This is a genomic window from Mycobacterium sp. IDUB_24, from assembly GCF_055419385.1.
Genome location: NZ_JBVAXO010000001.1, coordinates 486,776 through 512,286 on the forward strand (window position 1 = coordinate 486,776; position 25,511 = coordinate 512,286).

The window sequence follows — 25,511 nt, forward strand, 5'->3', positions numbered from 1 at the left end:
CAGCAAGTTCCGTGCCGTGAGGCGCGATCACGCTGATACTGGGCATCGTGCACACCAGTCAGCAACGCAGGCGCGACAGCCCGCCGCCTGGGACGGGCAACAGCGAATCCGAGGTGCTGCGGGGATTTCTCGATTATCTCCGCACGTCCATCGCCGCAAAGGTCGACGGCGCGCCCGAGCCGGCGGCCCGGGCGTTCTCGGTGCCGTCGGGCACCACACTGCTCGGCCTTCTCAATCACCTGACCCACGTCGAACGGTGGATTTTTCTCGGCGAAGACGTCGCCGACTGGAAGGCCACGTTCTCGGTCGAACCGTCGGACAGCATGGCCGATGTGGTGGCCCGCTATCGCGATGCCGTCGAGCAGGCCAACGAGGTGCTCGACGACTGCACCGACCTCGCGGCACCGCTTCCGCGATCCCGGCCGGGGCGCCCCGCGGCCAGCGTCCGCTGGGCCATGGCCCACATGATCGAAGAGACCGGCCGCCATGCGGGTCACGCGGACATCTTGCGCGAACTGATCGACGGCACCACCGGTCGGTGAACACGCGGGCGCAATGCACTCGCGACTCCGCACGATCAATTCGTGCGGACGAGCTCGATCACCGCCCAAGTCGATTCAGACGTAGCCGAACTGATTTGGCTGTTCGCGTACCCGCACGACCTCGCCCTCCAGGCTCAGGCCGACCCACGTTTCATGTCGGGTGCTCACCTCGTGGCGGGCGACGATGCCGCGATCAGGAAGACGGACCTCGACAGGCACCGATTCCTCGGCGTCCGGTAGATCAACTTCAACGCCGGCGGCATAGCCCGTCTGCATTCGGGTCGTGGGGCGGCCGTCGTAGGCTCGCTTGCCGCCGACGGTGACCTCGACGAGATCGCCGCCCCACCCCTCCTGCAGTTCGATGTGCAGCTTCACGAGTCCCGCCGCTTCTGTGCTTGCCGATCCCCATTGCTGCCGTTGGCCCGTCGATTCTTCCCGGCCCCCCTCGAAGCCACGGCAGCGAGCGCTTTGGCTTTGTCGTCGACTGCCTCGACCACGGAAGGCAGAACGCCGCGTTGTCCCAGGATGTCGCCCAATGACTTCTGCATCGCCGCGGCGGGCTGGACTGCGCCACTGGATGCCAGAGCCTGGTTGATCGCCTCCACGTTGCGGCGGAAGGTTATGTGGCCAAAGGTTTCTGCAGCTTCAAGTGTCGGCACACTATCCCCGATCAGCTTCACCACATCATCGACACGCGCCGGTCGTTGCTCGACGATGCCGCCTGCCTCAGCCACGCGGTTCGTCGAGATCGGCGCCTCCGGGATCACCAGCAATTTGTAATCCTTTGCGAGCGGGGCCGCCAGAGCCGCCGCGGCATGGATGGCTGCCCGGCTCTGGGGCAACCGTTCGACGGTGTCACGCAGCACTTCGTTGGCCGACGTCAAGACTGCCGTACCGGTGAACGCCAGCGTGCGGCCCACATCCTCGGAGAAGAACTCCTGCGCAACGTCTTCCTCGTCCCAGGTTCGGGGCGGCGCGATTCTCAGCTGGAGCGGGGCGCTGGTAACCACCCGTCCGCCGACGTCGACCGCAACCTGAATCTGATAGACCCCGGGATCCGAAACGTCCCATCCGTTGAGCCCGGCGAAAACCGGCAGCGCTTGGTACATCGATTCACCCGGTTGCAGGACAGTCATGTCGAGCTTGAGGCACTGCCGTGAGTACGGCATCCATTGGCGCGCCGGCTTGCCCTTCTGTTTGAGGATTACGAGCACGTCCTGCGGGTCGATGGCAGTTGAGGGCAGAAGCTTTGGCTGGCTGTCGGTATTCGTGAGTTTGACTTCCAATATGACGGGCTCAAGGAACTCGAACACTGGCCTGTCCCGATTGACCCTCACCTCCACGCGATACGTCGACGGTGCATCGAGCTCGGCTTGCTCAAGCCCGTGGTGGTCGAACCAGTCGGCATTACCCATCTGTACGAAGCGAGCCGGCGCGTGGCGCATGAACAGCAACTCAGGATCGCTGAACCGGAATGGGAAGTCGGCAAAGAACGCCCCCTGTCCGCCCTGGACGTTGTAGGGGTAGTTCATGAACGAACGGGCCTCGGGCTCGTTGGAAAGCGGGATCCAGGGCGTGCCGAGAGCCTTCTGCCACGAATGGGCCAGATTGAAAGCATGACCCATCTCGTGCACCGCAGTCCAGAACCGCATACGCGCCACCCAGGCGTCGGGAGCCGCATCGCCGGTGGGTGGGTCTTTGATGAATGCTTCGGTGAAGATTGCCGTACCTTGGCGGTGGTTGGGGCCGATATCGTCGAACATGATCCCGCCCAGCGAAGTTCCCTGATCATGCAGTGCCGCCCAGAAGGTCCACATCGACCATTGCGGGGCATTCTTGAAACGCGACCAGTAGGTCTGCATGGCATCGTGCATCTCCGCGTCGCTCCACATTCCGTTGGCGCCGGCTCCACCGACGGGAACGACACTGTCGCCGCTTGACTTCGTCACACTGAAGCCCGCGCGGGCGAACACATCCTCGATCGACAAATTCTCCGACGGCAACGACACCGGCCGGTTCGGATGCGCATGGGTGTCAATGGCATACACCGGGTTGGCATCAGGCGTGTGGTCGAACTCGAACTCGACTGGGTGAAACGCTGACGATGTCCACCGGTAGATCCGAGTAAAGATTCTCTGCCCGCCGCCACTGAACGTGACCTTCGCCGACCGCTGATTGACAAAGGGACTCTTCACAGCCCTGACATCGACATTGGTGTATCCGAAGGCCGCAACATCGCCGTCCTTGAACCAAATCGGACCGGACCAATGGTTGACTCCGATCTTCGCCAGCGACGCTACCCAGTGATAGCGCTCTGTCACGGCGAACGATGTCCCACTCGCTGTCATCTGCGGGTACTGCCGATCGATGTCGAGACGTAATTCCTCGCGCCGCAAGAGAATCGGAGGCAGCGATGATTCTTGTCCGTTACCCCTCGCCTGTCCGTCCACCCCTGCATCGGTAGGAGGAAGATTCAGGACATCCACGAGCCGCCAGGTGTAGAGCCCGCTTGCGGCGGGGATGAGCCACGGCGGAATAGGAATTACCGGAGCGTCGAGCTCGTCAAGACTTTCTGTTGTCTCGCCGCCGGCAATGTCGATTTTGTCCCGGCTGCGGCTCTCGGGAATTTCGATGTAAGTCATCTCTTCGGCCCTCTCGACTCGCGCCGGATCCCTCATGGATCGACAGATCATCACCGTTCCACCGCAGGCCCAGAGGTGACGCGCGTACTGCACTACTTCAATTTCCCGGCAGACCCCGTGCCGACGCTCAAACGTATTGACTCGAAGTTCGTCGTTAACGCCGCTAACGACCGGACCTCGGCTTAATCTCGATGCGTGCGACTCGCCTGGCCGCTGACAGGGCGGTTGGAGGAGACCCGGCTGATCGGCGCCGCGCTGGCCTCCGCCGAGCTGTCCGGGGTCGTGATCTATGGAAGTGCGGGGGTCGGCAAGAGCCGTATCGCCCGTGAAGCGCTTTCGGCGGCGCACGCCAAGGGGGACGAAACGCGCTGGGCGGTAGGCACATCGGCTGCCCGTACCCTGCCCTTGGGAACGTTCGCCCGGTGGGTGGGAACCTCGGACGCCGACAGTGCGGAATTGGTGGGCCGGGTGATCGACGGACTGACCTCCGCGTCGAATGGCCGACCGGTGCTGGTGGGCGTCGATGATGCGCACCTGCTCGACGGGTTGTCGGGTTTCGTCTTGCAGCAGATCGTGCAGCGCCGCGCCGCCAAGCTCCTGCTGACGGTGCGCTCCGGTGCACCGCTACCGGCGGAGGTGATGGCGGCATGTGACGGCGGCCGGTTCGAGCGACTGGATCTGCAACCACTGTCCCGGGACGAGTCGACCCGGCTGCTGGCTGCGGCGCTCGGTGGCTCACTCGATGCCGAAGCGGCGCATCGGTTGTGGCGGCTTACCCGGGGCAACGTGCTCTATCTGCGCAACATCGTCGAGCAGGAGGTCACTCAGGGGCGGCTCGCCTGCCGCGACGGTGTCTGGCGGTGGACAGGAGATCCGGTGATGCCGCCCGGTTTGGTCGAACTGATCGAGACCCGGATCGGTGCGCTACCACCGGCGGTGGGCGAGGTCGTCGATGTGCTCGCCGTGGCTGAGCCGGTCCAGCTGGATCAGCTGACCGCGATCACCGATGCCGATTCGGTGGCCGCGGCCGAGACGCGTGGACTGATCACGATCGATACCGCCGACCACGAGGTCCGCGTCGCTCACCCGCTGTACGCCGAGGTGCGCCGCAACCGGCTGGCGGGCGCTCGATTGCGCCGGCTGCGCGGGCTGGTGGCCACCGCACTCGGAGATCGGAGAGATCGCGACGCGATGCCGGTGCTGGTACGGCGCGCCACACTGATGCTCGATTCCGATCTACCGGTCGATCCCGAGCTGCTGACCCGCGCGGCGCAAGGCGCGGTCTGGCTGTCCGATCTGGCACTGGCCGACCGGCTGGCCCAGGGGGCCATCACCGCCGGAGCCGACACCGAGGCGAATTTCATTCGCGCCCATGCCCTGTCGTGGCTCAGCCGCGGCGAGGAATCGGATGCGGTGCTCGATGCGATCGACTCCACCGGCCTCACCGACGACGGTCGCGCCCGGCTGGCGTTCCTACGTGCCTCCAACATGCTGTGGTCGCTTGCCGATCCCGCGGGCGCCAAGCGGCACGTCGACGATGCGGCGGCGGGCATCCCGGCGGACGCGCGGGGTGCGATCGACGCGTTCTACACGGTGCACTGGGCCGCGCACGGCGATCCTGAGCGCGCGAAGGCCGCATCCCGCGACCTGGATCTGGACGCGCTGCCTGCCATCGTCGGCGCGGTGACCGCGTGGGCGGTGGCCGCGTCGTGCGGCGACGCGGGGCGCACAGACGACGCAGTGGCCGCCGCGCATGTCGGTTACCGCATCACGGACAACTCCTTCGATGCCGCACATACGCGGTTCGTCATTGCCGACGCCCACATCGGCGCGCTGCTGCTGGCCGGGCGCATCCGTGAGGCGCGCGAGGAGGCCGAGCAGATGAGCCGTCGAGCCGCCGGGCGGCCGGGTGCGGCACAGGTATTCGGTGTCGCGCTGACAGGCCGTGCCGCCTTCGCAGCCGGTGACCTCGCTGTGGCATCCGGATTGCTGGACCCGGCGGTCGAGATGATGCGGGCCGCGGGGGAGTCGAACGGGTTCGGCTACCGGTTTCACCTGCCCAGGGTCACGGCATTGGCCATCGCGGGTCTGGCCGACGACGCCGCGCTGGCCGAACTCGATGATTGCCGTCACGCGAGCTGGCACTACCTCGCCTACGAACACTCCCTGGTGCGGGCATGGGTCGCTGCAACCCAGGGTGCGGTGTCGGAGGGTGTCCAGATCGCGCTCGCTGCCGCCGACACCGCCAGGGCCAACGGGCAATTGGCGGCGGAGGTGTGGTGCCTGCAGATCGCGGCGCAGTTCGGAGACCATGCCCGCAGGCACCGGCTCGATGACTTGGCCAGGCTGGTCGAGGGGCCACGGGTAGGCGCCGCGGCCGCGCTGTGCCGGGCCCTTGCCCGCGATGACGGCGATGGGTTGGCAAAGGCCTCAATCGAATTCGAGGTTTTAGGCGACCTGGTGGCCGCCGCCGACGCGGCGGGTCTGGCCGCGGTGGCGTTTCGGCGCAAGGACATGCGCGGCTCGGCGATGGCTGCGGCGGCGCGGGCCACGGCGCTGGCCGAGGCCTGCGGCGGTGCGGCCACGCCGGCGTTGCTCGCTGCGGCGGCGCATCTGCCCTTGACCCACCGCGAACGTGAGATCGCCATGCTGATCGGCACGGGGTTGTCCAGCCGGGCCATCGCGGACCGGTTACAACTCTCGGTGCGCACCGTCGAGGGACACATTTACCGCGCCATGGCGAAAACCGGTGTGTCCACCCGGGACGAGCTGATCGGCCTGCTACCCCGACGGCACCGATGATTCGGGTAGGGGGTTACTCGCTCCGGCTCCGCTGAGTAGTCCCATGCTGGATCGCATGGCCGACGAGGGCGAGCAACACGAACGGGCGCTGCGGCAGCTTCCGTTGCCGTACTCGCTGGCCTTGCGGCTGCGCGACGCCGGGGTCGCACGCGACGTCGTGTGCGAGTACCTCAGCATCGAAGAGCCCGCGCTCGACGGCTTCTACCGGATCGCCGAGGCCAAATTGGCCGCGGCGTCGGCGGACCGGGCGGACGCCTAGCGGCGCCTCAGCGCGACGGCAACGGGTAGTGCGGCAGGTCGACCGCGTCGGCGGTGGTGAACCATTTGCGCTCGGCGAACCCACGGAACGGCCGGCGCTGCATCCAGTTCATCACCTGAGCGGTCACCGCGACATCGCTGGACGACTTGGGGAGGTAGCCGTCAATGCCTTGCGACAGGGCCTGGCACCGGTCGATGTAGGGCCGCATCACTGCCTCGTACCGCGTCAGCGCATCCGGGATTTTGTCGGTATCAAGGGACTCGGCCGGACCGAGTTCGCCGGCCAGGACGTAAGCGCCGACCAGGGCCAGGCTGGTACCCATCCCGGACAACGGTGAGGCACAGTAGCCGGCATCACCTACGAGCGTCACGCGGCCGGTCGAGATGGTCGGCATCCGCACCTGTAGGAAGGCGTCGAAGTAGAAGTCGCCGGCGTCGGCCGCTGCGGCCAGCAGCGTTTCGCAATGCCACCCGGCGCCGGCGAAATGTCTTGCCAGCAAAGTCCGTTGCTCGTCGGGATCGCGGCGGTCGAACGACAGGGGCCCGGACCGGAACGCCAAACCGGCCTTGCAGAGTGCCGGGTCATGTGCCGGGCGCATCGACGCGTTGAGTCCGGGCGCCTGATACATCAGGTACCAGCCGTCCAGGCCGGCCGTGTCAGGAGCGGTGAACCAGGCGTTGTAGCCGCCGAGCAGTTTGACGAATTGCTCCTCGGGTCCGAACGCCAGCCGCCGGACCGCGGAGTGCGGCCCGTCGGCCCCGACCACCAGATCCGCGGTCACCATGGCGCCGTCGCTCAACGTGGCCTCGACTCGACCGCCGATCTGGCGCAGCGCGGTGATGCGGGTGTCGAACCGGAATTCGGTGCGTGCCCTTGTGTATTCGTACAGCGCGTCCACCAGATCACCGCGCAGGAACTCCAGTTTCGACACCACGCCGTTGCCGTGAAACGCCGTCACCGGCATCTCGGCGCGACGGGTGCCGTTGGCCCGGACCCACGCGATTCCCTTCTGATCGATCAATCGGCGCTGCATTTCGTCCATCAGGCCCATTCGGGTCACCACGTCGCGACCGGCGCCACGCAAGTCGACAGTCTGCCCGCCCGGCCGGATCCCGGGCGCGGATTCCACCACGACCACCCGGTAGCCGTAGTCGCTCAACCAATGGGCCAGTGCGGGTCCGGCGACCCCGGCGCCGCTGACAAGAACGGTGGGCTGCGTCATGCGCCACAGCGTATGCGCAGCGGCCGTGACTACGAGTCGATCAGATGGTCAGAGCTCGAGCGCCTGATACGTCCGTCGAACGAATTTGGGTTGCGCGGTCTGCAGTTTCGCCAGCGACGTGTTGCCACTGATGGCCGCGGCGTCCACGCCCAGGTTCGGATGGTTCTGGATCAGATAGATGAGAACCAGGTCCGCTGAGGGGTCGGCCTGCCACCAGGTGCCGTAGGCGCCGGGCCAACTGAAGGTGCCCAGCCCGCCCGGACCGAACAACTGTCGCGATTTCGCCGGATCCGTCACCACCGACAGGTTCAGGCCGAAGCCCCGGCCCACCCAGAAGGGAGCGCCGAGGAACTGGAATTGCTTCTGCTCGGGTGTCAGCCGGTCGGTACGCATCAACCGCACCGATTCCCCGGAAAGTACCCGCACGCCGTCGAGCATGCCGCCGCCCAACAACATTCGGGCGAACTTCAGATAGTCGTCGGCCGTGGAGAACAATCCTGCTCCACCGGTACAGAACGGGGGATCGGTGATCGGTGCCGGGCCCATCACATCGTGGGTGAGCTTGTTGTCGGCGGTCAGTTGGTACATCGTCGCGGTGCGCCGCCGGCCTGCCGCGTCGACCGAGAACCCGGTGTCGGCCATGCCCAGCGGCTGGAAGATCCGCTCATCGAGCACCTGGGCCAGCGGCTTGCCCTCGATGCGGGACAGCGCGATCCCCAGTACATCGGTGGAGTGGCTGTAGGTGAGGCGCTCGCCGGGCTGATGCGCCAGCGGCAATGCGGCCACCTCAGCCAGCCAGCGGTCCTGATCCTGGCGCAGCGACAGCTTGCCGTAGGCCGAGGCAAGCGGCCCGAGGACCGAGAACACATAGGCCAGCCCGCTGCGGTGGGTCATCAGGTCGTCGAAGGTGATGGGCCGCCGCGCCGGCTCGGTGCGGTCCAGCGGGCCGCGCGCGTCGCGCAGCACCCGCATGTCGGCCAGCTCGGGCAGCCATCGCGTGACCGGCTCGTTCAGCGCGAGCTTGCCTTCCTCGGCCAGCGCCAGCGCCGCCGCCACCGTGACAGGCTTTGTCATGGACGCGATCCGGAAGATGGTCTCCCGTTGCATCGGCAACTGGGCATCGACGTCGCGGTAACCCAGGGCATTCACCTGAAGCACTTTGCCCGCCTGCCACACCAGCGTGACCGCGCCGGCCAACAGCCCGGCATCGATCGCCTCACGGATGGACGTCTGATTGCCGTCGAGGTTCATCCGGAGCAGCCTATCCAGCGGCGGCATTGCCATCGGCCCTAGCCCGAATACCTCGACCCGGGCCAGGGGAGTTGGCGCCTTGCCTCTACGGTTCGAGTAGTGATCTACATCTCAGTTGATCCAATAGTGTGTCCGGCACCACGAGAAAAGAGATTCCCGTGAAGGTAAAGGCAGCTGTCGTCGAGGAGATCGACGCGCCGTGGACGATCTGTGAGGTCGAGCTCGGCGATCCTGTTGCCGGCGAGGTTCAGGTGCAGTTGGCGGCATCGGGCCTGTGCCACTCCGACGCACATGTCGTCGCAGGCAGCAGCCCGGTGCCCTTCATGCCGGTCCTCGGCGGCCACGAGGGGGCCGGCGTGATCACCAAGGTCGGCCCCGGAGTCACCGGGCTCGCTGAAGGCGATCACGTCGTGCTCGCCTTCGTCCCGGCCTGCGGCACGTGTCCGTCGTGTGCCACCGGGCTTCAGAACCTCTGCGACGAGGGCGCCGGCCTGCTGACCGGGCTGTCCGTCTCCGACAAGACCTATCGGGTCACCCGCGACGGTCAGCCCGTCATCCAGATGTGCCTGCTCGGCACCTTCGCGCCCTACGTCACGGTGAGCGAGGCGTCGGTGGTCAAGATCGAGAATGACGTGCCGCTGGAGGTGGCCGCGCTGCTCGGCTGCGGTGTCTCCACCGGTTGGGGCTCGGCGACCGAGATCGGTGACACCCGGCCGGGGGACACCGTCGTCGTGATGGGGATCGGCGGGGTCGGGATCAACGCCGTGCAGGGTGCGCGGTTCGCGGGTGCCCGTTTTGTCGTCGCGATCGACCCCGTCGACTTCAAACGGAAGAAGGCGCTCGAGTTCGGCGCCACCCATACCTTCGCGTCCGTCGAGGCGGCCGCAGCTGAACTACCCGATCTCACCTGGGGAAAGATGGCCCAGGTCTCGATCATCACGGTCGGTGAGATCAAAGGCGAACACATCCAGCAGGCGCTGAGCCTGACCGGAAAGGGCGGACAGGTGATCGTCACCGGCATGGGCGATTTCACCCAGTCGACCGTCGACCTCAACCTGTTCGAGCTGACGCTGCTGCAGAAGCGGGTGCAGGGTGCCGTGTTCGGAGGCGTCGGGCCCCGCACCCAGATACCCAAGCTGCTCGATCTCTACCGCTCCGGGAATCTCAAGCTCGATGAGCTCGTGACGACTCGCTACCGCCTGGAGGACATCAACCAGGGTTACCGAGACATGTTCGACGGCAAGAACCTTCGCGGTCTGATCGTCTACTCCGACGCCGACTACTGAACCGGAAAAGGGACACCATGCAGATCCACGACAGCAACTACATCGACGGCAAGTGGGCGGTTTCGAGTGGCACGGCCCGCATACCCGTGATCAACCCGGCGAACGACGAGGTGATCGCCGAGGTCGTGGCCGGCACCGCGGCCGATGTCGATGCCGCCGTCGCGGCCGCGCGCGCCGCCTTCGGGGCGTGGTCGGCGACCTCGGTCGGTGAACGTGCCGACTACCTCGCCGCGATCGCCGGAAAGCTGGCCGAGCGCGCCGAGGGCCTGGCCCGTACCGTCTCCTCCGAGATGGGTTGTCCCATCTCGATTTCCCGGGCGATCCAGTTGGGGCTGCCGCTCAACAGTTTCGCCGAGGCCGCCAACATCGTGCGCGAGTACGAGTTCGAAAGCGAGTACCGGGGATCGACGATCGTGCGCGAGCCGTTCGGGGTACTGGGTGCCATCACACCCTGGAACTACCCGCTGCACCAGATCGCTCTGAAGGTCGCCTACGGTCTGGCCGCCGGCAACACCGTCGTCGTCAAACCCAGCGAGATCACCCCGCTGTGCGCGATCAAGCTCGCCGAGATCATCGACGAGATCGGGCTTCCCCCAGGTGTTTTCAACATGGTGTTCGGTACCGGAACGGATGTCGGTGAGGCGATCGCCGGGCATGACGACGTAGACATCGTCAGCTTCACCGGCTCCACGCGGGCCGGCCGGCGGGTGCAGGAAGTCGCCTCCCGCACCATCAAGCGTGTCTCGCTGGAGCTGGGAGGCAAGAGCCCCAATGTCATTCTCGACGATGCCGACCTGGAATCGGTCGTACCCGCATCGGTCAAGACGATGATGCTCAACTCGGGACAGACCTGCTCGGCGCTGACCCGGATGATCGTCCCGCGCGACAAGCTGTCCGAGGTGGAGGCACTCGCGAAGGCGACTGCCGATGCGCTGCCGGTGGGCGATCCGGCCGACGAAGGCACCGCGCTGGGTCCGCTGTCGTCTCGGGCGCAGCAGGAACGGGTGCTCGGCCATATCCGCGCGGCGGTGACGGAAGGGGCGCGCCTGGTCACCGGTGGTGAGACCGAAACCGGCGGGCCGGGTGCCTTCGTGCGGCCGACGGTGTTCTCCGATGTCACCGAAGACATGACGATCCACAAGGAGGAGGTCTTCGGTCCGGTTCTGGTGATCGAGGCCTACGACTCCGAGGACGATGCGATACGCATCGCCAACGCCACGGATTACGGCCTGGCCGGCGCCGTCTGGTCCGGGTCGAAGGATCGGGCCGAGAAGATCGCCCGCCGGATCCGTGCCGGCCAGGTGCAGATCAACGCAGGTGCCTTCAACGTGAATGCACCGTTCGGCGGATACAAGCAGTCGGGCAACGGGCGTGAGGCAGGTGTGTACGGCCTCGAGGAGTTCCTGGAGATCAAGTCGATACAGCGGTGAGCGGCGCGGAAGTGAATACTTCTCTGGCGAATATCCCGGCGTGAGAAGAGACAGATGACCCAGCAGGATCAGGTCGAGGACGAACCGAGTTCGGCGCCCGGCAGCGAGCGCAATCCCATGAGGCGAGTGGCGTTCGCGAGTTTCGTCGGCACCGCCATCGAGTTCTACGACTTCTACATCTACGGCACCGCCGCCGCGCTGATCTTTCCCCACGTGTTCTTCCCGAACATGGGGCCGACCATGGCGACCATCTCCTCACTCGGCACGTTCGCGGTCGCGTTCCTGTCCCGCCCCATCGGTGCCGCGGTGTTCGGCCATTTCGGAGATCGACTGGGCCGCAAGAAGACTCTGATCGCGACGCTGTTGATCATGGGTCTGTCGACCGTCTGTGTCGGGTTGGTGCCCAGTGCGGCGACGATCGGAGTGGCCGCACCGATCATCCTGCTGGCGCTGCGGCTGTTGCAGGGCTTCGCCGTCGGCGGGGAGTGGGCCGGTTCGGCACTGCTGAGTGCCGAGTACGCACCGGCCGGGAAACGCGGCATGTACGGAATGTTCACCCAACTCGGTGCGGGTGCCGGGCTTGCGGTGAGCAACCTGGTGGTCTTCACGGTCAGTGTGACCATCGGCGAGAAGAGCGCGATGTTCCTGGACTGGGCCTGGCGGTTGCCGTTCCTGTTCAGCGCCGTACTGCTGATTGTGGCGCTGTATGTGCGGTTGAGCATCGACGAGACCCCGGTCTTCGCCCGGGAGCAGGTAACCGGTGGCGTGCCCAAGGCCCCGCTCGCCGAACTGTTCCGCGCCCAGACCAGGCAGGTGGCGCTGGCGGCTGGGTGCATGGTGGGCATCTTCACGATGAGCTTTCTGGGCGGCACCTACCTGATGAGCTACGCCAGCACCCGCATCGGGCACCCGCGCAGCCTGATCCTCGGTATCGGTGTGCTCGCCGGCGTCGCACTGATGATCTTCTCGGCGATATCGGCGGTGTTGTGTGACCGGTACGGCCGGCGACGCGTCATCCTGGCCGGCTTCGTCCTTGCCCTGCCGTGGGCGTTCGTGGTGATGCCACTGATCGACTCGGGTTCCGCGGTGGGCTTCGCGGTCGCGATCGCCGGAATCTTCTGCATCTTCGGGCTGTCCTACGGGCCGATCGCCTCATTCCTGCCTGAGATCTTCGCCACCCGCTACCGCTACACCGGCGCGGGTCTCGCGTTCAATCTGGCCGGCATCGTGGGCGGGGCCATTCCGCCGTTGGTCGCCGGAGTTCTGGTGGCCACGCTGGGTAGCTGGGCTGTTGGGGCGATGATGGCGGCATTCGTCGTCGTCAGCATCGTCTCGACCGTGCTGTTGCCCGAGACAAAGGGAACCGAATTGGACGCCGTCATCAGCGACTCTGCGAGGTGATCGTGGCGGGCTCGCGTTTGCGGCCTGCTAAGCTACGCGGCAGTTCGACGTCCTTTAACGATCCGTCCCGAGAGGCGGAGAAGGAGGTCAGGGTCACCTCATGGGCTCTTCAAGTGCCGACCGGGAATTGTTGTCTGCGGCGGACGTCGGCCGCACCATTTCCCGGATCGCCCATCAGATCATCGAAAAGACCGCTCTTGACGATCCCGCCGAACGTGAGCGGGTCGTCCTTCTCGGCATCCCCACGCGCGGTGTGACACTCGCCAGGCGGCTGGCCGACAAGATCAACGAATTCGCCGATGTGGCGTTGCCGGTCGGTGCGCTCGACATCACGCTCTATCGCGACGACCTCAACTTCAAGCCTCCGCGACCACTGGCCGCAACATCGATCCCGCCCGGTGGCATCGACGACGCGGTCGTGATCCTCGTCGACGACGTCCTGTACTCCGGGCGCTCGGTGCGCTCAGCGCTCGACGCACTGCGTGACATCGGCCGTCCGCGGGTGGTGCAACTGGCGGTGCTGGTCGACCGCGGGCACCGTGAGCTTCCGGTCCGCGCCGATTACGTCGGCAAGAATGTGCCGACCTCGCGGACCGAGAGCGTCCATGTGCTGCTGTCCGAGGACGATGACCGTGATGGGGTGGTGATTGCAAAATGACGACACGTCATCTTCTTTCGGCGCAGGACCTCACCCGTGACGACGCGACGGCGATCCTCGATGACGCCGACCGTTTCCGCGAGGCACTGCTGGGCCGTGAGGTCAAGAAGCTGCCCACGTTGCGCGGCCGCACCATCATCACGATGTTTTACGAGAACTCCACCCGGACCCGGGTGTCGTTCGAGGTCGCCGGCAAGTGGATGAGCGCCGACGTGATCAACGTCAGCTCGTCGGGATCTTCGGTGGCCAAAGGGGAGTCGCTGCGCGACACCGCGCTGACCTTGCGCGCTGCCGGAGCCGACGCACTGATCATCCGCCATCCGCATTCGGGTGCGGCGCAACAGCTCGCCGAGTGGACCACCGAGGAGAGCGGCGGCGGGCCCAGCGTGATCAACGCCGGTGACGGCACCCATGAGCATCCGACCCAGGCCCTGCTCGACGCGTTGACCATCCGTCAACGGCTGGGCTCTGTCGAGGGCCGACGGGTGGTGATCGTCGGGGACGTCCTGCACAGCCGGGTGGCGCGATCGAATGTGTCGCTGCTGAGCACACTGGGCGCAGAGGTGGTGCTGGTGGCGCCGCCGACACTGCTGCCGGTCGGGGTGTCCGGGTGGCCGGTCACGGTGTCGCACGATCTGGATGCCGAGTTGCCCGCCGCTGACGCGGTATTGATGCTGCGGGTCCAGGCCGAGCGCATGAACGGTGCGTTCTTCCCGTCCGCGCGTGAGTACTCGGTGCGCTACGGGCTGTCCGAGAAGCGTCAGGCGATGCTGCCCGGCAACGCCGTGGTACTGCATCCGGGCCCGATGCTGCGCGGCATGGAGATTGCGTTCCCGGTTGCCGATTCCTCGCAATCGGCTGTTCTGCAACAGGTTTCAAACGGTGTTCACGTGCGGATGGCGGTGCTGTTCCATCTGCTGGTGGGCGCGGATCGGGAGGCGATCAGCGTATGACGAACCAGGTACTCATTCGCGGGGTCCGGCTCTACGGCGAGGGCGAGCCGCTCGACGTGCTGATCGCCGACGGACAGATCGCCGAGATCGGTTCGGCTCTCACAGCTCCCAAGGACGCCGAGGTGATCGAGGCTTCCGGCCAGGTGCTGCTGCCGGGCTTTGTCGACCTGCACACCCATCTGCGTGAACCGGGTCGCGAGTACGCCGAGGACATCGAAACCGGTTCGGCGGCAGCGGCTCTGGGCGGTTACACCGCGGTGTTCGCGATGGCCAACACCGACCCCGTGGCCGACTCCGCGGTGATCACCGACCACGTGTGGAACCGCGGCCAGCAGGTCGGCCTGGTCGACGTGCACCCGGTGGGCGCGGTCACGGTCGGCCTGGAAGGCAAGCAGCTCACCGAGATGGGCCTGATGGCAGACGGTGTCGGCCAGGTGCGGATGTTCTCCGACGACGGTCTGTGCGTGGATGACCCGCTGGTGATGCGGCGGGCGCTGGAATACGCCACCGGCCTCGGGGTGCTCATCGCACAGCACGCCGAAGAGCCGCGCCTGACCGTCGGCGCCGTTGCGCACGAGGGGCCCAACGCCGCGAAGCTCGGCTTGGCGGGTTGGCCGCGTTCTGCCGAAGAGTCGATCGTGGCCCGCGACGCGATCCTGGCCCGCGATGCCGGGGCCCGGGTGCACATCTGCCACGCGTCCACCGCGGGAACCGTTGAGCTGCTGAAATGGGCCAAAGCGCAAGGTATTTCGATCACCGCCGAGGTCACCCCGCACCATCTGTTGCTCGATGACGGCCGGTTGGCGAGTTACGACGGGCGCAACCGGGTCAACCCGCCGTTGCGGGAATCCAGCGACGCCGTCGCACTGCGTCAGGCGCTGGCCGACGGAGTCATCGACTGCGTGGCCACCGACCATGCGCCGCACGCCGAGCACGAGAAGTGCTGCGAATTCTCGGTCGCCCGCCCGGGCATGCTCGGCCTGCAGACCGCGCTGTCGGTGGTGGCCGAGACCATGGTGCGCCCCGGCCTGCTGACCTGGCGCGGGGTCGCCAAGGTGATGAGCGAGGCCCCCGCGGCCATCGTCGGGCTGCCCGATCAGGGCCGGCCGTTGGAAGTGGGCGAGCCGGCCAACCTCACGGTGATCGATCCCGACGCGACCTGGACAGTCGAAGGCGATGAGCTGGCCAGCCGCTCGGACAACACGCCCTTCGAATCGATGACGCTGCCGGCGACCGTGACCGCCACACTGCTGCGGGGCAAGGTCACCGCGCTGCACGGGAAGTGTCTTCCGGCGGGCAGGAGCGCAGCGACCGGGGGATCGGCACCGGCGGGCAGGAGCGCAGCGACCGGGGGATCGGTACCGGCGGGCAGGAGCGCAGCGACCCGGGGATCGTCAGAGTGAACACCCCCACGCTGATCGCGTCGCTGGTCCTGGCCGCCGTGCTGGCCGTCCTGATCGCGTTCCTGATCCGCCAGATGATGCGCGGATGGCTGCACCGGGCACAGCGGCAGGCCGAATTGATCGGCACCCTGCCGTCGCTGCCCGACTCCGTCGGCGCGGCCATCATCCCGCCCGTCAAAGGCATGTATGTCGGCAGCACGGTGGTACCGCACTGGAACGACAAGGTGGCCGCAGCCAGTCTGGGCTTCCGGGCCAAGGCCGTGCTGACCCGCTACCCCGAGGGAATCATGATGCAGCGCAGCGGGGCCGGGCCGATCTGGATTCCCGCCGAGTCGGTCACTGCGATCAGGACCGAGCGTGGAATCGCAGGCAAGGCACTAACTTACGACGGAATCCTGGCCATCAGGTGGCGGCTGCCCTCGGGCACCGAGATCGACACCGGGTTCCGCGCCGACAATCGCGCAGAGTACGACCGCTGGCTGGAGGAAGAGGCATGACGAACAAGGCGAAAACGAGCAACGGCAAGGCGGTCCTGGTACTTGAGGACGGGCGCATCTTCACGGGTACGACATTCGGTGCGGTCGGGCAGACCCTCGGGGAAGCGGTGTTCTCCACCGGCATGTCGGGCTATCAGGAAACGCTCACCGATCCCAGCTACCACGGCCAGATCGTGGTCGCCACCGCGCCGCAGATCGGCAACACCGGGTGGAACAGCGAGGACGGCGAGAGCCGCGACGACAAGATCTGGGTCGCCGGTTATGCCGTGCGTGACCCCTCGCCGCGGGCGTCGAACTGGCGCGCCAGCGGGACGCTCGACGAAGAGTTGATCCGCCAGGGCATCGTGGGCATCGCGGGGATCGACACCCGGGCGGTGGTGCGCCACCTGCGCACCCGCGGGTCGATGAAGGCCGGGGTGTTCGGCGGAGCCGCGCTAGCGGCGACATCGGGCTCAGGTGCCGCGTCCTTGGACGAACTGGTGGCCCGGGTTCTCGACCAGCCGTCGATGCTGGGTGCCGATCTGGCCGGACAGGTCAGTACTGATAGCTCCTACATTGTGGAAGCCGAAGGCACCCAACGGTTTACCGTCGCAGCGATCGACCTGGGTATCAAGACCAACACTCCGCGCAACTTCGCGCGGCGTGGGATCCGCAGCCACGTGCTGCCATCATCGGTGACCTTCGATCAGATCGCCGATCTCAAACCCGACGGCGTGTTCCTGTCCAATGGACCCGGCGACCCGGCCACCGCCGACCACATTGTCGCGGTGACCCGGGAGGTGCTCGGCGCGGGCATCCCGCTGTTCGGCATCTGCTTCGGCAACCAGATTCTGGGCCGGGCACTGGGTCGGTCCACCTACAAGATGGTGTTCGGCCACCGGGGCATCAACATTCCGGTGATCGACCACATCACCGGTCGGGTGGCGATCACCGCCCAGAACCACGGTTTCGCCCTCGAAGGAGAAGCGGGGGAGAAGTTCGACACTCCCTTCGGCTCGGCCGAGGTCAGCCACACCTGCGCCAACGACGGTGTGGTGGAAGGCATCCGGCTGGCCGACGGCCGGGCGTTCTCGGTCCAGTACCACCCGGAGGCCGCGGCCGGCCCGCACGACGCCGAGTACCTGTTTGACCAGTTCGTCGACCTGATGGCAGGAGAGAAGTAATGCCACGCCGCTCTGACCTCAACCACGTTCTGGTGATCGGGTCCGGCCCGATCGTCATCGGCCAGGCCTGCGAGTTCGACTATTCGGGCACCCAGGCCTGCCGGGTGCTGCGTTCCGAGGGCATCCAGGTCAGCCTGATCAACTCGAACCCGGCGACGATCATGACCGACCCGGAGTACGCCGACCACACCTACGTGGAGCCGATCACGCCGGAGTTCGTCGAGAAGGTGCTGGCGCAGCAGGCCGAGCGAGGCAACAAGATCGACGCCGTGCTGGCCACGCTCGGCGGGCAGACCGCGCTGAACACCGCGGTCGGCCTCCACGACCGGGGAATCCTGGAGCGCTACGGGGTCGAGATGATCGGCGCCGATTTCGATGCCATCCAGCGCGGTGAGGACCGGCAGAAGTTCAAGGACATCGTTGCGAAGGTCGGTGGCGAGTCCGCGAAGTCGCGTGTCTGCTTCACGATGGACGAGGTCCGTGAGACGGTCGGCGAACTGGGCCTGCCCGTAGTGGTGCGTCCGTCCTTCACCATGGGCGGCCTGGGCTCGGGCATGGCGTACTCGGCCGAGGACGTCGATCGGATGGCCGGTGAGGGCCTGGCCGCCTCGCCGACCGCGAACGTGCTCATCGAGGAATCGATCTACGGCTGGAAGGAATTCGAGCTCGAGCTGATGCGCGATCACCGCGACAACGTGGTTGTGGTCTGTTCGATCGAGAACTTCGATCCGATGGGTGTGCACACCGGCGACTCGGTGACCGTGGCGCCGGCGATGACGCTGACCGATCGCGAATACCAGAAGATGCGTGACCTGGGGATCGCGATCTTGCGTGAGGTGGGTGTGGACACGGGTGGCTGCAACATCCAGTTCGCGATCAACCCGCGCGACGGCCGCCTCATCGTCATCGAGATGAACCCGCGGGTATCGCGGTCCTCGGCATTGGCGTCGAAAGCGACAGGCTTCCCGATCGCCAAGATCGCGGCCAAGCTGGCCATCGGCTACACCCTCGACGAGATCATCAACGACATCACCAAAGAGACCCCCGCCTGTTTCGAGCCCACGCTGGACTACGTGGTGGTCAAAGCGCCGCGCTTCGCCTTCGAGAAGTTCCCCGGCGCCGACGCCACGCTGACCACCACGATGAAGTCCGTCGGTGAGGCGATGTCCTTGGGCCGCAACTTCATCGAGGCACTCGGCAAGGTGATGCGGTCCCTCGAAACCAGCCGGGCCGGGTTCTGGACCGGCCCGGACCCCGATCTCACGGTCGAGCAGTTGCTGGCCGGGCTGCGTACCGCGGTCGACGGTCGGCTCTACGACATCGAACATGCGCTTCGGCTGGGTGCCGGCGTCGAACAGGTGGCCGAAGCGTCCGGCGTCGACCCGTGGTTCATCGAGCAGATCGCCAGTCTGGTCGCGCTGCGCGTCGAACTGCTGGAAGCGCCGGTGCTGGACGCTGAGTTGCTCCGGCGGGCCAAGCACAGTGGGCTCTCGGATCGCCAGATCGCCGCGCTGCGACCGGAACTGGCCGGAGAGAAGGGTGTACGTGCACTGCGTCGTCGGCTCGGTATCCACCCGGTGTACAAGACAGTCGACACCTGCGCCGCCGAGTTCGACGCCAAGACGCCCTACCACTACAGCAGCTACGAGCTCGACCCCGCTGCCGAGACCGAAGTGGCCCCGCAGACCGAGAAGCCCAAGGTACTGATCCTGGGCTCCGGTCCGAACCGGATCGGCCAGGGCATCGAGTTCGACTACAGCTGTGTGCATGCCGCGACCACGTTGAGTGCGGTCGGCTTCGAAACAGTGATGGTCAACTGCAACCCCGAGACGGTGTCTACCGACTACGACACCGCCGACCGGTTGTACTTCGAGCCGCTGACCTTCGAGGACGTGCTGGAGGTCTACTACGCCGAGGACACGTCGGGCAAGGGCGAGGACGGAGCCGGTCCCGGCGTCGTCGGTGTGATCGTTCAGCTCGGCGGCCAGACGCCGCTGGGCCTGGCCAAGCGCCTCGAAGAAGCCGGGGTTCCGATCGTGGGCACCGGGCCCGACGCCATCGACCTGGCCGAGGACCGTGGGCTTTTCGGCGAGGTCCTGGTCAACGCCGGCCTGCCCGCACCGCGGTTCGGTACCGCCACCAGCTTCGAGCAGGCCCGGCGGATCGCCTCCGACATCGGCTATCCCGTGCTGGTCCGGCCCTCCTACGTCCTGGGCGGACGCGGCATGGAGATCGTCTACGACGAAGCGACTCTGGAGGGCTACATCGCCCGTGCCACCCAATTGTCCCCGGAGCACCCGGTGCTGGTGGACCGGTTCCTCGAGGATGCGATCGAGATCGACGTCGACGCCCTGTGCGACGGCAACGAGGTGTACATCGGCGGCATCATGGAACACATCGAGGAAGCCGGTATCCACTCCGGCGACTCGGCGTGCGCGCTGCCCCCGGTGACGTTGGGCCGCAGCGACATCGAAGCCGTACGCCGCGCGACCGAGGCCATCGCCCACGGCATCGGCGTGGTCGGACTGCTCAACGTCCAGTACGCGCTCAAGGACGACGTGCTGTATGTGTTGGAGGCCAACCCGCGCGCCAGCCGCACGGTGCCGTTCGTCTCAAAAGCTACGGCAGTGCCACTCGCAAAAGCCTGTGCCCGGGTGATGCTGGGTGCCACCATCGCCGAGTTGCGTGCGGAGGGTGTTCTGAACAAGACCGGCGACGGGGCCAACATTGCCCGCAACGCGCCGGTGGCGGTCAAGGAAGCCGTGCTGCCGTTCCACCGGTTCCGCCGGGCCGACGGCGCCCAGGTCGACTCGCTGCTGGGACCCGAGATGAAGTCGACCGGTGAGGTCATGGGTATCGACCACGACTTCGGTACCGCGTTCGCCAAGAGCCAGACCGCGGCCTATGGGTCGCTGCCGACCTCGGGCACGGTCTTTGTGTCGGTGGCCAACCGCGACAAGCGTTCCCTCGTGTTCCCGGTCAAGCGGCTGGCTGATCTCGGATTCCGGGTGCTGGCTACTGAAGGCACCGCGGAGATGTTGCGCCGCAACGGTATTCCCTGCGACGAGGTGCGCAAGCATTCGGAGAAACCCAGTGGAACCGGCGATCTACCCTCCTCGGTGGATGCCATCAAGGCCGGTGAGGTCGACATGGTGATCAACACGCCGTACGGAAACTCGGGTCCGCGCGTCGACGGTTACGAGATCCGTTCGGCCGCAGTGGCGATGAGCATCCCGTGCGTGACGACGGTGCAGGGCGCCTCGGCCGCGGTACAGGGTATAGAAGCGGCTATCCGCGGCGACATCGGCGTGATGTCACTGCAGGAACTGCACAGCACGCTGGAATCGCGCTGACGATGGACGCTTTCGGGCAACGGCTGGCCGACGCGGTGTCGGAGCGGGGGCCTCTGTGCCCCGGCATCGACCCGCATCCCGAACTGCTGCGGGCGTGGGGTCTGTCCACCGACGCCGAGGGCCTGGCTGCGTTCAGCGACATCTGTGTGACAGCGTTCGCCGGATTCGCGATTGTCAAGCCGCAGGTGGCGTTCTTCGAGGCTTACGGCTCAGCGGGTTTCGCGGTGCTCGAACGCACGATGGCGGCTCTGCGCGAGGCCGGGGTACTGGTGTTGGCCGATGCCAAGCGCGGCGATATCGGCTCGACCATGGCGGCCTATGCCGCGGCGTGGGCCGGAGATTCGCCGCTGGCGGCAGATGCGGTCACCGCATCGCCGTATCTGGGCTTCGGGTCATTGCAGCCGCTGCTGGACACTGCCGCGGCCCATGGCCGTGGGGTGTTCGTGCTGGCTGCGACCTCCAACCCGGAGGGGCCGAGCGTGCAGCGCGCGATGGCCGGGTCACGCACCGTGGCACAGTCCATCGTCGATGACGTGGCCCGTATTAATCGAGCCGCTGTGAATCGGGCTGCCACCCCCTCCACTGGATCGGTCGGTGTCGTGGTGGGGGCGACGGTGACCGAACTGCCCGATCTCACTGCGCTGGGCGGGCCGGTGTTGGTTCCCGGTGTCGGAGCCCAGGGCGGGCGTGCCGACGCACTGCGTGGGTTCGGCGGTGCCCGATTGGTGCTGCCCGCAGTGTCACGTGAAGTGCTGCGTAAGGGCCCGGCGGTGGCCGATCTGCGCGCGGCGGCCGAACGGCTGCGCGACGAGGTCGCCTATCTCGCCTGAGCGCGGTGAAGCGTCGGCAGGCCCATGGTGCGGGCCCAGCCGACGCTTCCGTCGTGTCCCAGCGCCGTTTTCCACGCCTGGGCCGCGGTCGTCGCGCTGTCGCGAGCCGGGCGTGGAAAGCGATGACTCGAAAAGCCACTGAGCGGCAATCGGATTGGTCAGACGACCGTCAGAATCATTGCGGCGCAGCGGGTCACAGCGGGATCCAGATTCCGAAGAACCAGAAGCCCCATCCGTTGAAGTCCGGATTGAACAGCGGTGTCACCCACCTGCCGTTGTAGTTGAACGGCTGATGGTCGAACCTGCCCTGGTCCATCCCGCGCCAGGACAGATCGGGGGGTGGCGGGCCCCAGTGTCCGCCGCGGTCGTCAGGTCCGCCATGGTCACCCGGCCATCCCGGTCCGCCAGGGCCGCCAGGGCCGCGGTCACCCGGTCCTCCGGGGCCCCGGTCACCTGGTCCTCCCGGACCGCGGTCGCCGGGCCCACCAGGTCCGCCGTGGTCACCCTGCCAACCTGGTCCGCCACGGTCGCCCGGTCCACCCGGTCCACCCGGATGATCGGGGCCGCCCGGTCCACCCGGCCCGCCGGGGCCCTGGCAGTTGCCGAATCCGCATGGCGGCCCGGGTTGCGCGGCTGCCGCGCCGGCTCCCGCTGCCAAGGTGGCGGTTCCCAGAGCTATGGCGACGGCAGAAATGCAGGTCAGACGCTTGATGTTCATGTCCAGCTTCCCTTCGGGGTCATGGATACCCGACCTGGGGAGGCTATTTAGCCAAGCTGTGTAATCGCTATGTGGCAACTAGGCGCGGCTTAGGCGTCATGAAACGCATCGCCTTGACGTGCGTGTCAGGGGCTCCGACACGCCCGACACGCCGTGACCAGCGAAAATTTTCTCGAATACCCGGCGGTAACCGGGTGCGGGGGTGCCGGAACCACTGCTGGACGCCTGGCTAATTAGCTATCGGTCGCTCGAAACCCTTTGACTTGCAGGAATATCCGACCCTGTGCGGCGCCGGAGGCGATGCCAGGAGACGATTTCGCGGGGAAGTCGGGTGTCGTCTGCGCGCACTACACGCTGGGCTTTTGGCGTCGTAACCAGGGGGTGGCGTTCGCTTTAGTCAGCCAGCGTGGGTAGGTTCGTCGTCGCTGGCTGGTTTGCACTCCAGCCGTAAAAAACAAGAGATGGCCGAAGAGAAATCGCCAGGAGACGGAGGAAACCGTGGCCCTTCCCCAGTTGACCGACGAACAGCGCGCGGCAGCGTTGGAGAAGGCTGCTGCCGCACGTCGAGCGCGAGCCGAGCTCAAGGATCGGCTCAAGCGTGGCGGCACCAACCTCAAGCAGGTGCTCACCGATGCCGAGACCGATGAGGTCTTGGGCAAGATGAAGGTTTCCGCGCTGCTCGAGGCCCTGCCCAAGGTCGGCAAGGTCAAGGCACAGGAGATCATGACCGAGCTGGAGATCGCCCCGACCCGCCGTCTGCGCGGCCTCGGTGATCGTCAGCGCAAGGCCCTTCTGGAGAAGTTCGACCAGTAGAGGCTCCCGCATTGAGCGCTGGTAGGGGGGCTGGGCAACGCACAGCGACGGCTCCGGTCGTCGTGTTGTCCGGCCCCTCCGCCGTCGGGAAGTCCACCGTGGTCCGCTGTCTGCGGGAGCGGCTTCCCGACCTGTATTTCTCCGTCTCGGTCACGACCAGGGCACCGCGGCCGGGGGAGGTCGACGGAGTCGACTACACATTCGTGTCCAAAGAGCGGTTCCAGCAGCTGATCGATGACGGTGAGCTGCTCGAATGGGCCGACATCCACGGCGGATTGCACCGCTCGGGGACGCCGGCCCTGCCGGTTCGGGACGCCACCCGGGCCGGGCGCCCGGTGCTGATCGAGGTCGATCTGGCCGGAGCGCAGGCCGTCAAGAAGGCCATGCCCGAGGTGGTATCGGTGTTCCTGGCACCGCCGAGTTGGGACGAGCTGGTCAGCCGGCTGTCCGGCCGTGGGACCGAGACGCCCGAGGTCATGGCCAGGCGCTTGGAGACGGCGCGGGCCGAAATGGCCGCCAAATCTGATTTTGACCAGGTCGTGGTGAACCGCCAGTTGGATACTGCATGTGCTGAATTGGTATCCTTGCTGGTGGACAGTCGCTGACTCATCGTGGCGGGACCGACGCGATCGGATCCGCGAGCCACCAGCAGGCTGTTCTCAAAACGCATTTTCGCCATAACCGCCAGGAGACTTTTTAGTGAGCACCCCGCACGCCGATGCGCAGCTGGCCGCTGCGGACGACATCGATTCGTCCGCCGCCAGCGCCTACGACACTCCGCTGGGCATCACCAACCCGCCCATCGACGAGTTGTTGGACCGCGCGTCGAGCAAGTACGCGCTGGTGATCTACGCCGCCAAGCGCGCGCGTCAGATCAACGATTACTACAACCAGTTGGGCGACGGCATTCTTGAGTACGTCGGCCCCCTGGTCGAGCCCGGTCTGCAGGAGAAGCCGCTGTCGATCGCGATGCGGGAGATCCACGAGGACCTGCTCGAGCACACCGAGGGCGCCGAGTAGTCAGGCCAGGACTGGGCACGTGAGCGCTCGTAAGCGAGTCGTCGTCGGTGTGGCCGGCGGCATTGCCGCCTACAAGGCGTGCACCCTGGTCCGTCAGCTCACCGAGGCCGGCCACTCGGTGCGCGTGCTGCCCACCGAGTCGGCCCTGCGCTTCGTCGGGGCCGCCACGTTCGAAGCCCTGTCGGGCAATCCGGTGCACACCGGCGTCTTCACCGACGTCCACGAGGTACCGCATGTGCGTATCGGTCAGGAGGCCGATCTCGTCGTCGTCGCACCCGCCACGGCCGACCTGTTGGCGCGTGCCGTGGCCGGCCGCGCCGACGACCTGCTGACTGCCACGCTCCTCACGGCGCGATGTCCGGTGCTGTTCGCCCCGGCCATGCACACGGAGATGTGGTTCCACCCGGCCACGGTCGACAACGTCGCCACTCTGCGTCGTCGGGGCGCCGTGGTGCTGGAACCCGCGGCGGGACGGCTCACCGGGGCTGACAGCGGTGCGGGGCGGCTACCTGAGGCCGAAGAGATCGCAACGTTCGCGCATCTGTTGCTCGAGCGGAGCGACGCGCTGCCCTACGACTTGGCCGGGGTCAAGGCCCTGGTGACTGCCGGCGGTACACGTGAGCCCATCGATCCGGTGCGGTTCATCGGCAACCGCAGCTCCGGCAAGCAGGGATATGCGGTGGCCCGCGTCCTGGCTCAGCGGGGCGCAGAGGTGACCCTTGTCGCCGGTAACACCGCGGGTCTGGTCGACCCGGCCGGTGTCGACGTCGTACACATCGGTTCGGCCGCGCAATTGCGTGATGCGGTGTCCAAGTACGCCCCCGAGTCCAATGTCCTGGTGATGGCCGCGGCCGTCGCGGATTTCCGGCCTGCGCAGGTGGCGACCAGCAAGATCAAGAAGGGCAGCGCCTCGGAGCCCAATTCCATCGACCTCGTCCGCAATGACGACGTGCTCGCCGGAGCGGTGCGCGCCCGGACCGAGGGGCAGTTGCCGAACATGCGGGCCATCGTCGGCTTCGCCGCCGAGACCGGCGATGCCAATGGCGACGTCCTGTTCCACGCCAGGGCCAAACTCCGGCGCAAGGGATGTGACCTGCTGGTGGTGAACGCAGTGGGGGAGAACCGTGCGTTCGAGGTGGACAGCAACGACGGTTGGTTACTGAGCGCCGATGGCGCGGAGGCCGCCTTGGAACACGGTTCGAAGACTCTGATGGCCACCCGTATCGTGGACGCGATCGGGGCGTTTCTGGGCACGCACGACGGGTGAC

21 protein-coding genes and 1 pseudogene are annotated in these 25,511 nt (G+C 66.6%); 17 read left to right on the forward strand and 5 right to left on the reverse strand.

Annotated features, from left to right (window positions below; translation table 11 throughout):
- Positions 1–47 precede the first annotated feature (47 nt).
- A complete protein-coding gene (locus ACZYZF_RS02400) occupies positions 48–542 on the forward strand; it encodes a DinB family protein (RefSeq protein WP_463745744.1) in 495 nt (164 codons plus the stop codon).
- Between the two features lie 75 nt (positions 543–617).
- Here ACZYZF_RS02400 and ACZYZF_RS02405 read toward each other — a convergent pair whose 3' ends face one another.
- Positions 618–917: a hypothetical protein gene (locus tag ACZYZF_RS02405; RefSeq protein ID WP_463834421.1), complete on the reverse strand. Its 300-nt coding sequence runs from the start codon at positions 915–917 to the stop codon at positions 618–620.
- Positions 914–3,184: a hypothetical protein gene (locus ACZYZF_RS02410; RefSeq protein ID WP_463834422.1), complete on the reverse strand. Its 2,271-nt coding sequence runs from the start codon at positions 3,182–3,184 to the stop codon at positions 914–916. The genes ACZYZF_RS02405 and ACZYZF_RS02410 overlap by 4 nt, the downstream gene beginning before the upstream one ends.
- A gap of 195 nt (positions 3,185–3,379) precedes the next feature.
- Between ACZYZF_RS02410 and ACZYZF_RS02415 the strand changes: the two genes are divergently transcribed.
- Positions 3,380–5,986: a LuxR C-terminal-related transcriptional regulator gene (locus ACZYZF_RS02415; RefSeq protein WP_463834423.1), complete on the forward strand. Its 2,607-nt coding sequence runs from the start codon at positions 3,380–3,382 to the stop codon at positions 5,984–5,986.
- A 55-nt stretch (positions 5,987–6,041) separates the two neighbouring features.
- Positions 6,042–6,245, forward strand: coding sequence for a hypothetical protein (locus ACZYZF_RS02420; protein ID WP_463745748.1), 204 nt, complete (start codon positions 6,042–6,044; stop codon positions 6,243–6,245).
- A gap of 7 nt (positions 6,246–6,252) precedes the next feature.
- Here the strand turns inward: ACZYZF_RS02420 and ACZYZF_RS02425 are convergent, their stop codons facing one another.
- Positions 6,253–7,467 (reverse strand): FAD-dependent monooxygenase, encoded by a 1,215-nt coding sequence (locus ACZYZF_RS02425; RefSeq protein WP_463834425.1) that lies wholly within the window; start codon positions 7,465–7,467, stop codon positions 6,253–6,255.
- A gap of 48 nt (positions 7,468–7,515) precedes the next feature.
- Positions 7,516–8,718, reverse strand: coding sequence for a serine hydrolase domain-containing protein (locus ACZYZF_RS02430; protein ID WP_463834427.1), 1,203 nt, complete (start codon positions 8,716–8,718; stop codon positions 7,516–7,518).
- A gap of 158 nt (positions 8,719–8,876) precedes the next feature.
- Between ACZYZF_RS02430 and ACZYZF_RS02435 the strand changes: the two genes are divergently transcribed.
- From ACZYZF_RS02435 to pyrF, 10 genes and pseudogenes are all read left to right on the forward strand, one after another.
- Positions 8,877–10,004: an NDMA-dependent alcohol dehydrogenase gene (locus ACZYZF_RS02435; RefSeq protein WP_463745751.1), complete on the forward strand. Its 1,128-nt coding sequence runs from the start codon at positions 8,877–8,879 to the stop codon at positions 10,002–10,004.
- Between the two features lie 17 nt (positions 10,005–10,021).
- On the forward strand, positions 10,022–11,434 hold the full coding sequence (locus ACZYZF_RS02440) for an aldehyde dehydrogenase family protein (RefSeq protein ID WP_463834429.1): 1,413 nt from the start codon (positions 10,022–10,024) through the stop codon (positions 11,432–11,434).
- A gap of 117 nt (positions 11,435–11,551) precedes the next feature.
- Positions 11,552–12,835 carry an MFS transporter gene (locus tag ACZYZF_RS02445; protein WP_463745986.1) on the forward strand — a complete coding sequence of 428 codons (1,284 nt, stop codon included), beginning with the start codon at positions 11,552–11,554 and terminating at the stop codon, positions 12,833–12,835.
- A gap of 100 nt (positions 12,836–12,935) precedes the next feature.
- Positions 12,936–13,493, forward strand: coding sequence for a bifunctional pyr operon transcriptional regulator/uracil phosphoribosyltransferase PyrR (pyrR, locus tag ACZYZF_RS02450; protein ID WP_463745753.1), 558 nt, complete (start codon positions 12,936–12,938; stop codon positions 13,491–13,493).
- The gene (locus ACZYZF_RS02455; protein ID WP_463745754.1) at positions 13,490–14,446 is read left to right on the forward strand and encodes an aspartate carbamoyltransferase catalytic subunit; all 957 of its coding nucleotides are present in this window, start codon (positions 13,490–13,492) and stop codon (positions 14,444–14,446) included. The genes pyrR and ACZYZF_RS02455 overlap by 4 nt, the downstream gene beginning before the upstream one ends.
- A pseudogene (locus tag ACZYZF_RS02460) lies at positions 14,443–15,729 on the forward strand (dihydroorotase); the annotation flags it as partial. The gene ACZYZF_RS02455 and the pseudogene ACZYZF_RS02460, both read left to right, overlap by 4 nt.
- Positions 15,730–15,845: 116 nt before the next feature.
- Positions 15,846–16,346 (forward strand): PH-like domain-containing protein, encoded by a 501-nt coding sequence (locus tag ACZYZF_RS02465; RefSeq protein ID WP_463745756.1) that lies wholly within the window; start codon positions 15,846–15,848, stop codon positions 16,344–16,346.
- On the forward strand, positions 16,343–17,509 hold the full coding sequence (gene carA / locus ACZYZF_RS02470; protein WP_463745757.1) for a glutamine-hydrolyzing carbamoyl-phosphate synthase small subunit: 1,167 nt from the start codon (positions 16,343–16,345) through the stop codon (positions 17,507–17,509). Before ACZYZF_RS02465 ends, carA begins: the two co-directional genes overlap by 4 nt.
- Complete coding sequence (gene carB / locus ACZYZF_RS02475) at positions 17,509–20,862, forward strand: carbamoyl-phosphate synthase large subunit (protein ID WP_463834430.1); 3,354 nt, start codon at positions 17,509–17,511, stop codon at positions 20,860–20,862. Before carA ends, carB begins: the two co-directional genes overlap by 1 nt.
- A gap of 2 nt (positions 20,863–20,864) precedes the next feature.
- On the forward strand, positions 20,865–21,692 hold the full coding sequence (pyrF, locus tag ACZYZF_RS02480; RefSeq protein ID WP_463834431.1) for an orotidine-5'-phosphate decarboxylase: 828 nt from the start codon (positions 20,865–20,867) through the stop codon (positions 21,690–21,692).
- Positions 21,693–21,885: 193 nt separating this feature from the next.
- On the opposite strand, the gene ACZYZF_RS02485 is transcribed toward pyrF, so the two are convergent.
- The gene (locus ACZYZF_RS02485; RefSeq protein WP_463834432.1) at positions 21,886–22,410 is read right to left on the reverse strand and encodes a hypothetical protein; all 525 of its coding nucleotides are present in this window, start codon (positions 22,408–22,410) and stop codon (positions 21,886–21,888) included.
- 498 nt (positions 22,411–22,908) lie between these two features.
- On the opposite strand from ACZYZF_RS02485, the gene mihF reads away from it, so the two are divergent.
- The 4 genes from mihF to coaBC all read left to right on the forward strand — a co-directional run bounded on the left by mihF (position 22,909) and on the right by coaBC (position 25,510).
- Positions 22,909–23,223 carry an integration host factor, actinobacterial type gene (gene mihF, locus ACZYZF_RS02490; RefSeq protein WP_003880790.1) on the forward strand — a complete coding sequence of 105 codons (315 nt, stop codon included), beginning with the start codon at positions 22,909–22,911 and terminating at the stop codon, positions 23,221–23,223.
- A gap of 11 nt (positions 23,224–23,234) precedes the next feature.
- Entirely contained in the window at positions 23,235–23,828 is a 594-nt protein-coding gene (gmk, locus tag ACZYZF_RS02495; protein ID WP_463834433.1) for a guanylate kinase, read from the forward strand.
- A 94-nt stretch (positions 23,829–23,922) separates the two neighbouring features.
- Positions 23,923–24,243, forward strand: coding sequence for a DNA-directed RNA polymerase subunit omega (gene rpoZ / locus ACZYZF_RS02500; RefSeq protein WP_463745762.1), 321 nt, complete (start codon positions 23,923–23,925; stop codon positions 24,241–24,243).
- Positions 24,244–24,262: 19 nt separating this feature from the next.
- Positions 24,263–25,510, forward strand: a complete 1,248-nt coding sequence (gene coaBC / locus ACZYZF_RS02505; protein WP_463834434.1) for a bifunctional phosphopantothenoylcysteine decarboxylase/phosphopantothenate--cysteine ligase CoaBC — start codon at positions 24,263–24,265, stop codon at positions 25,508–25,510.
- Position 25,511: the final 1 nt, after the last annotated feature.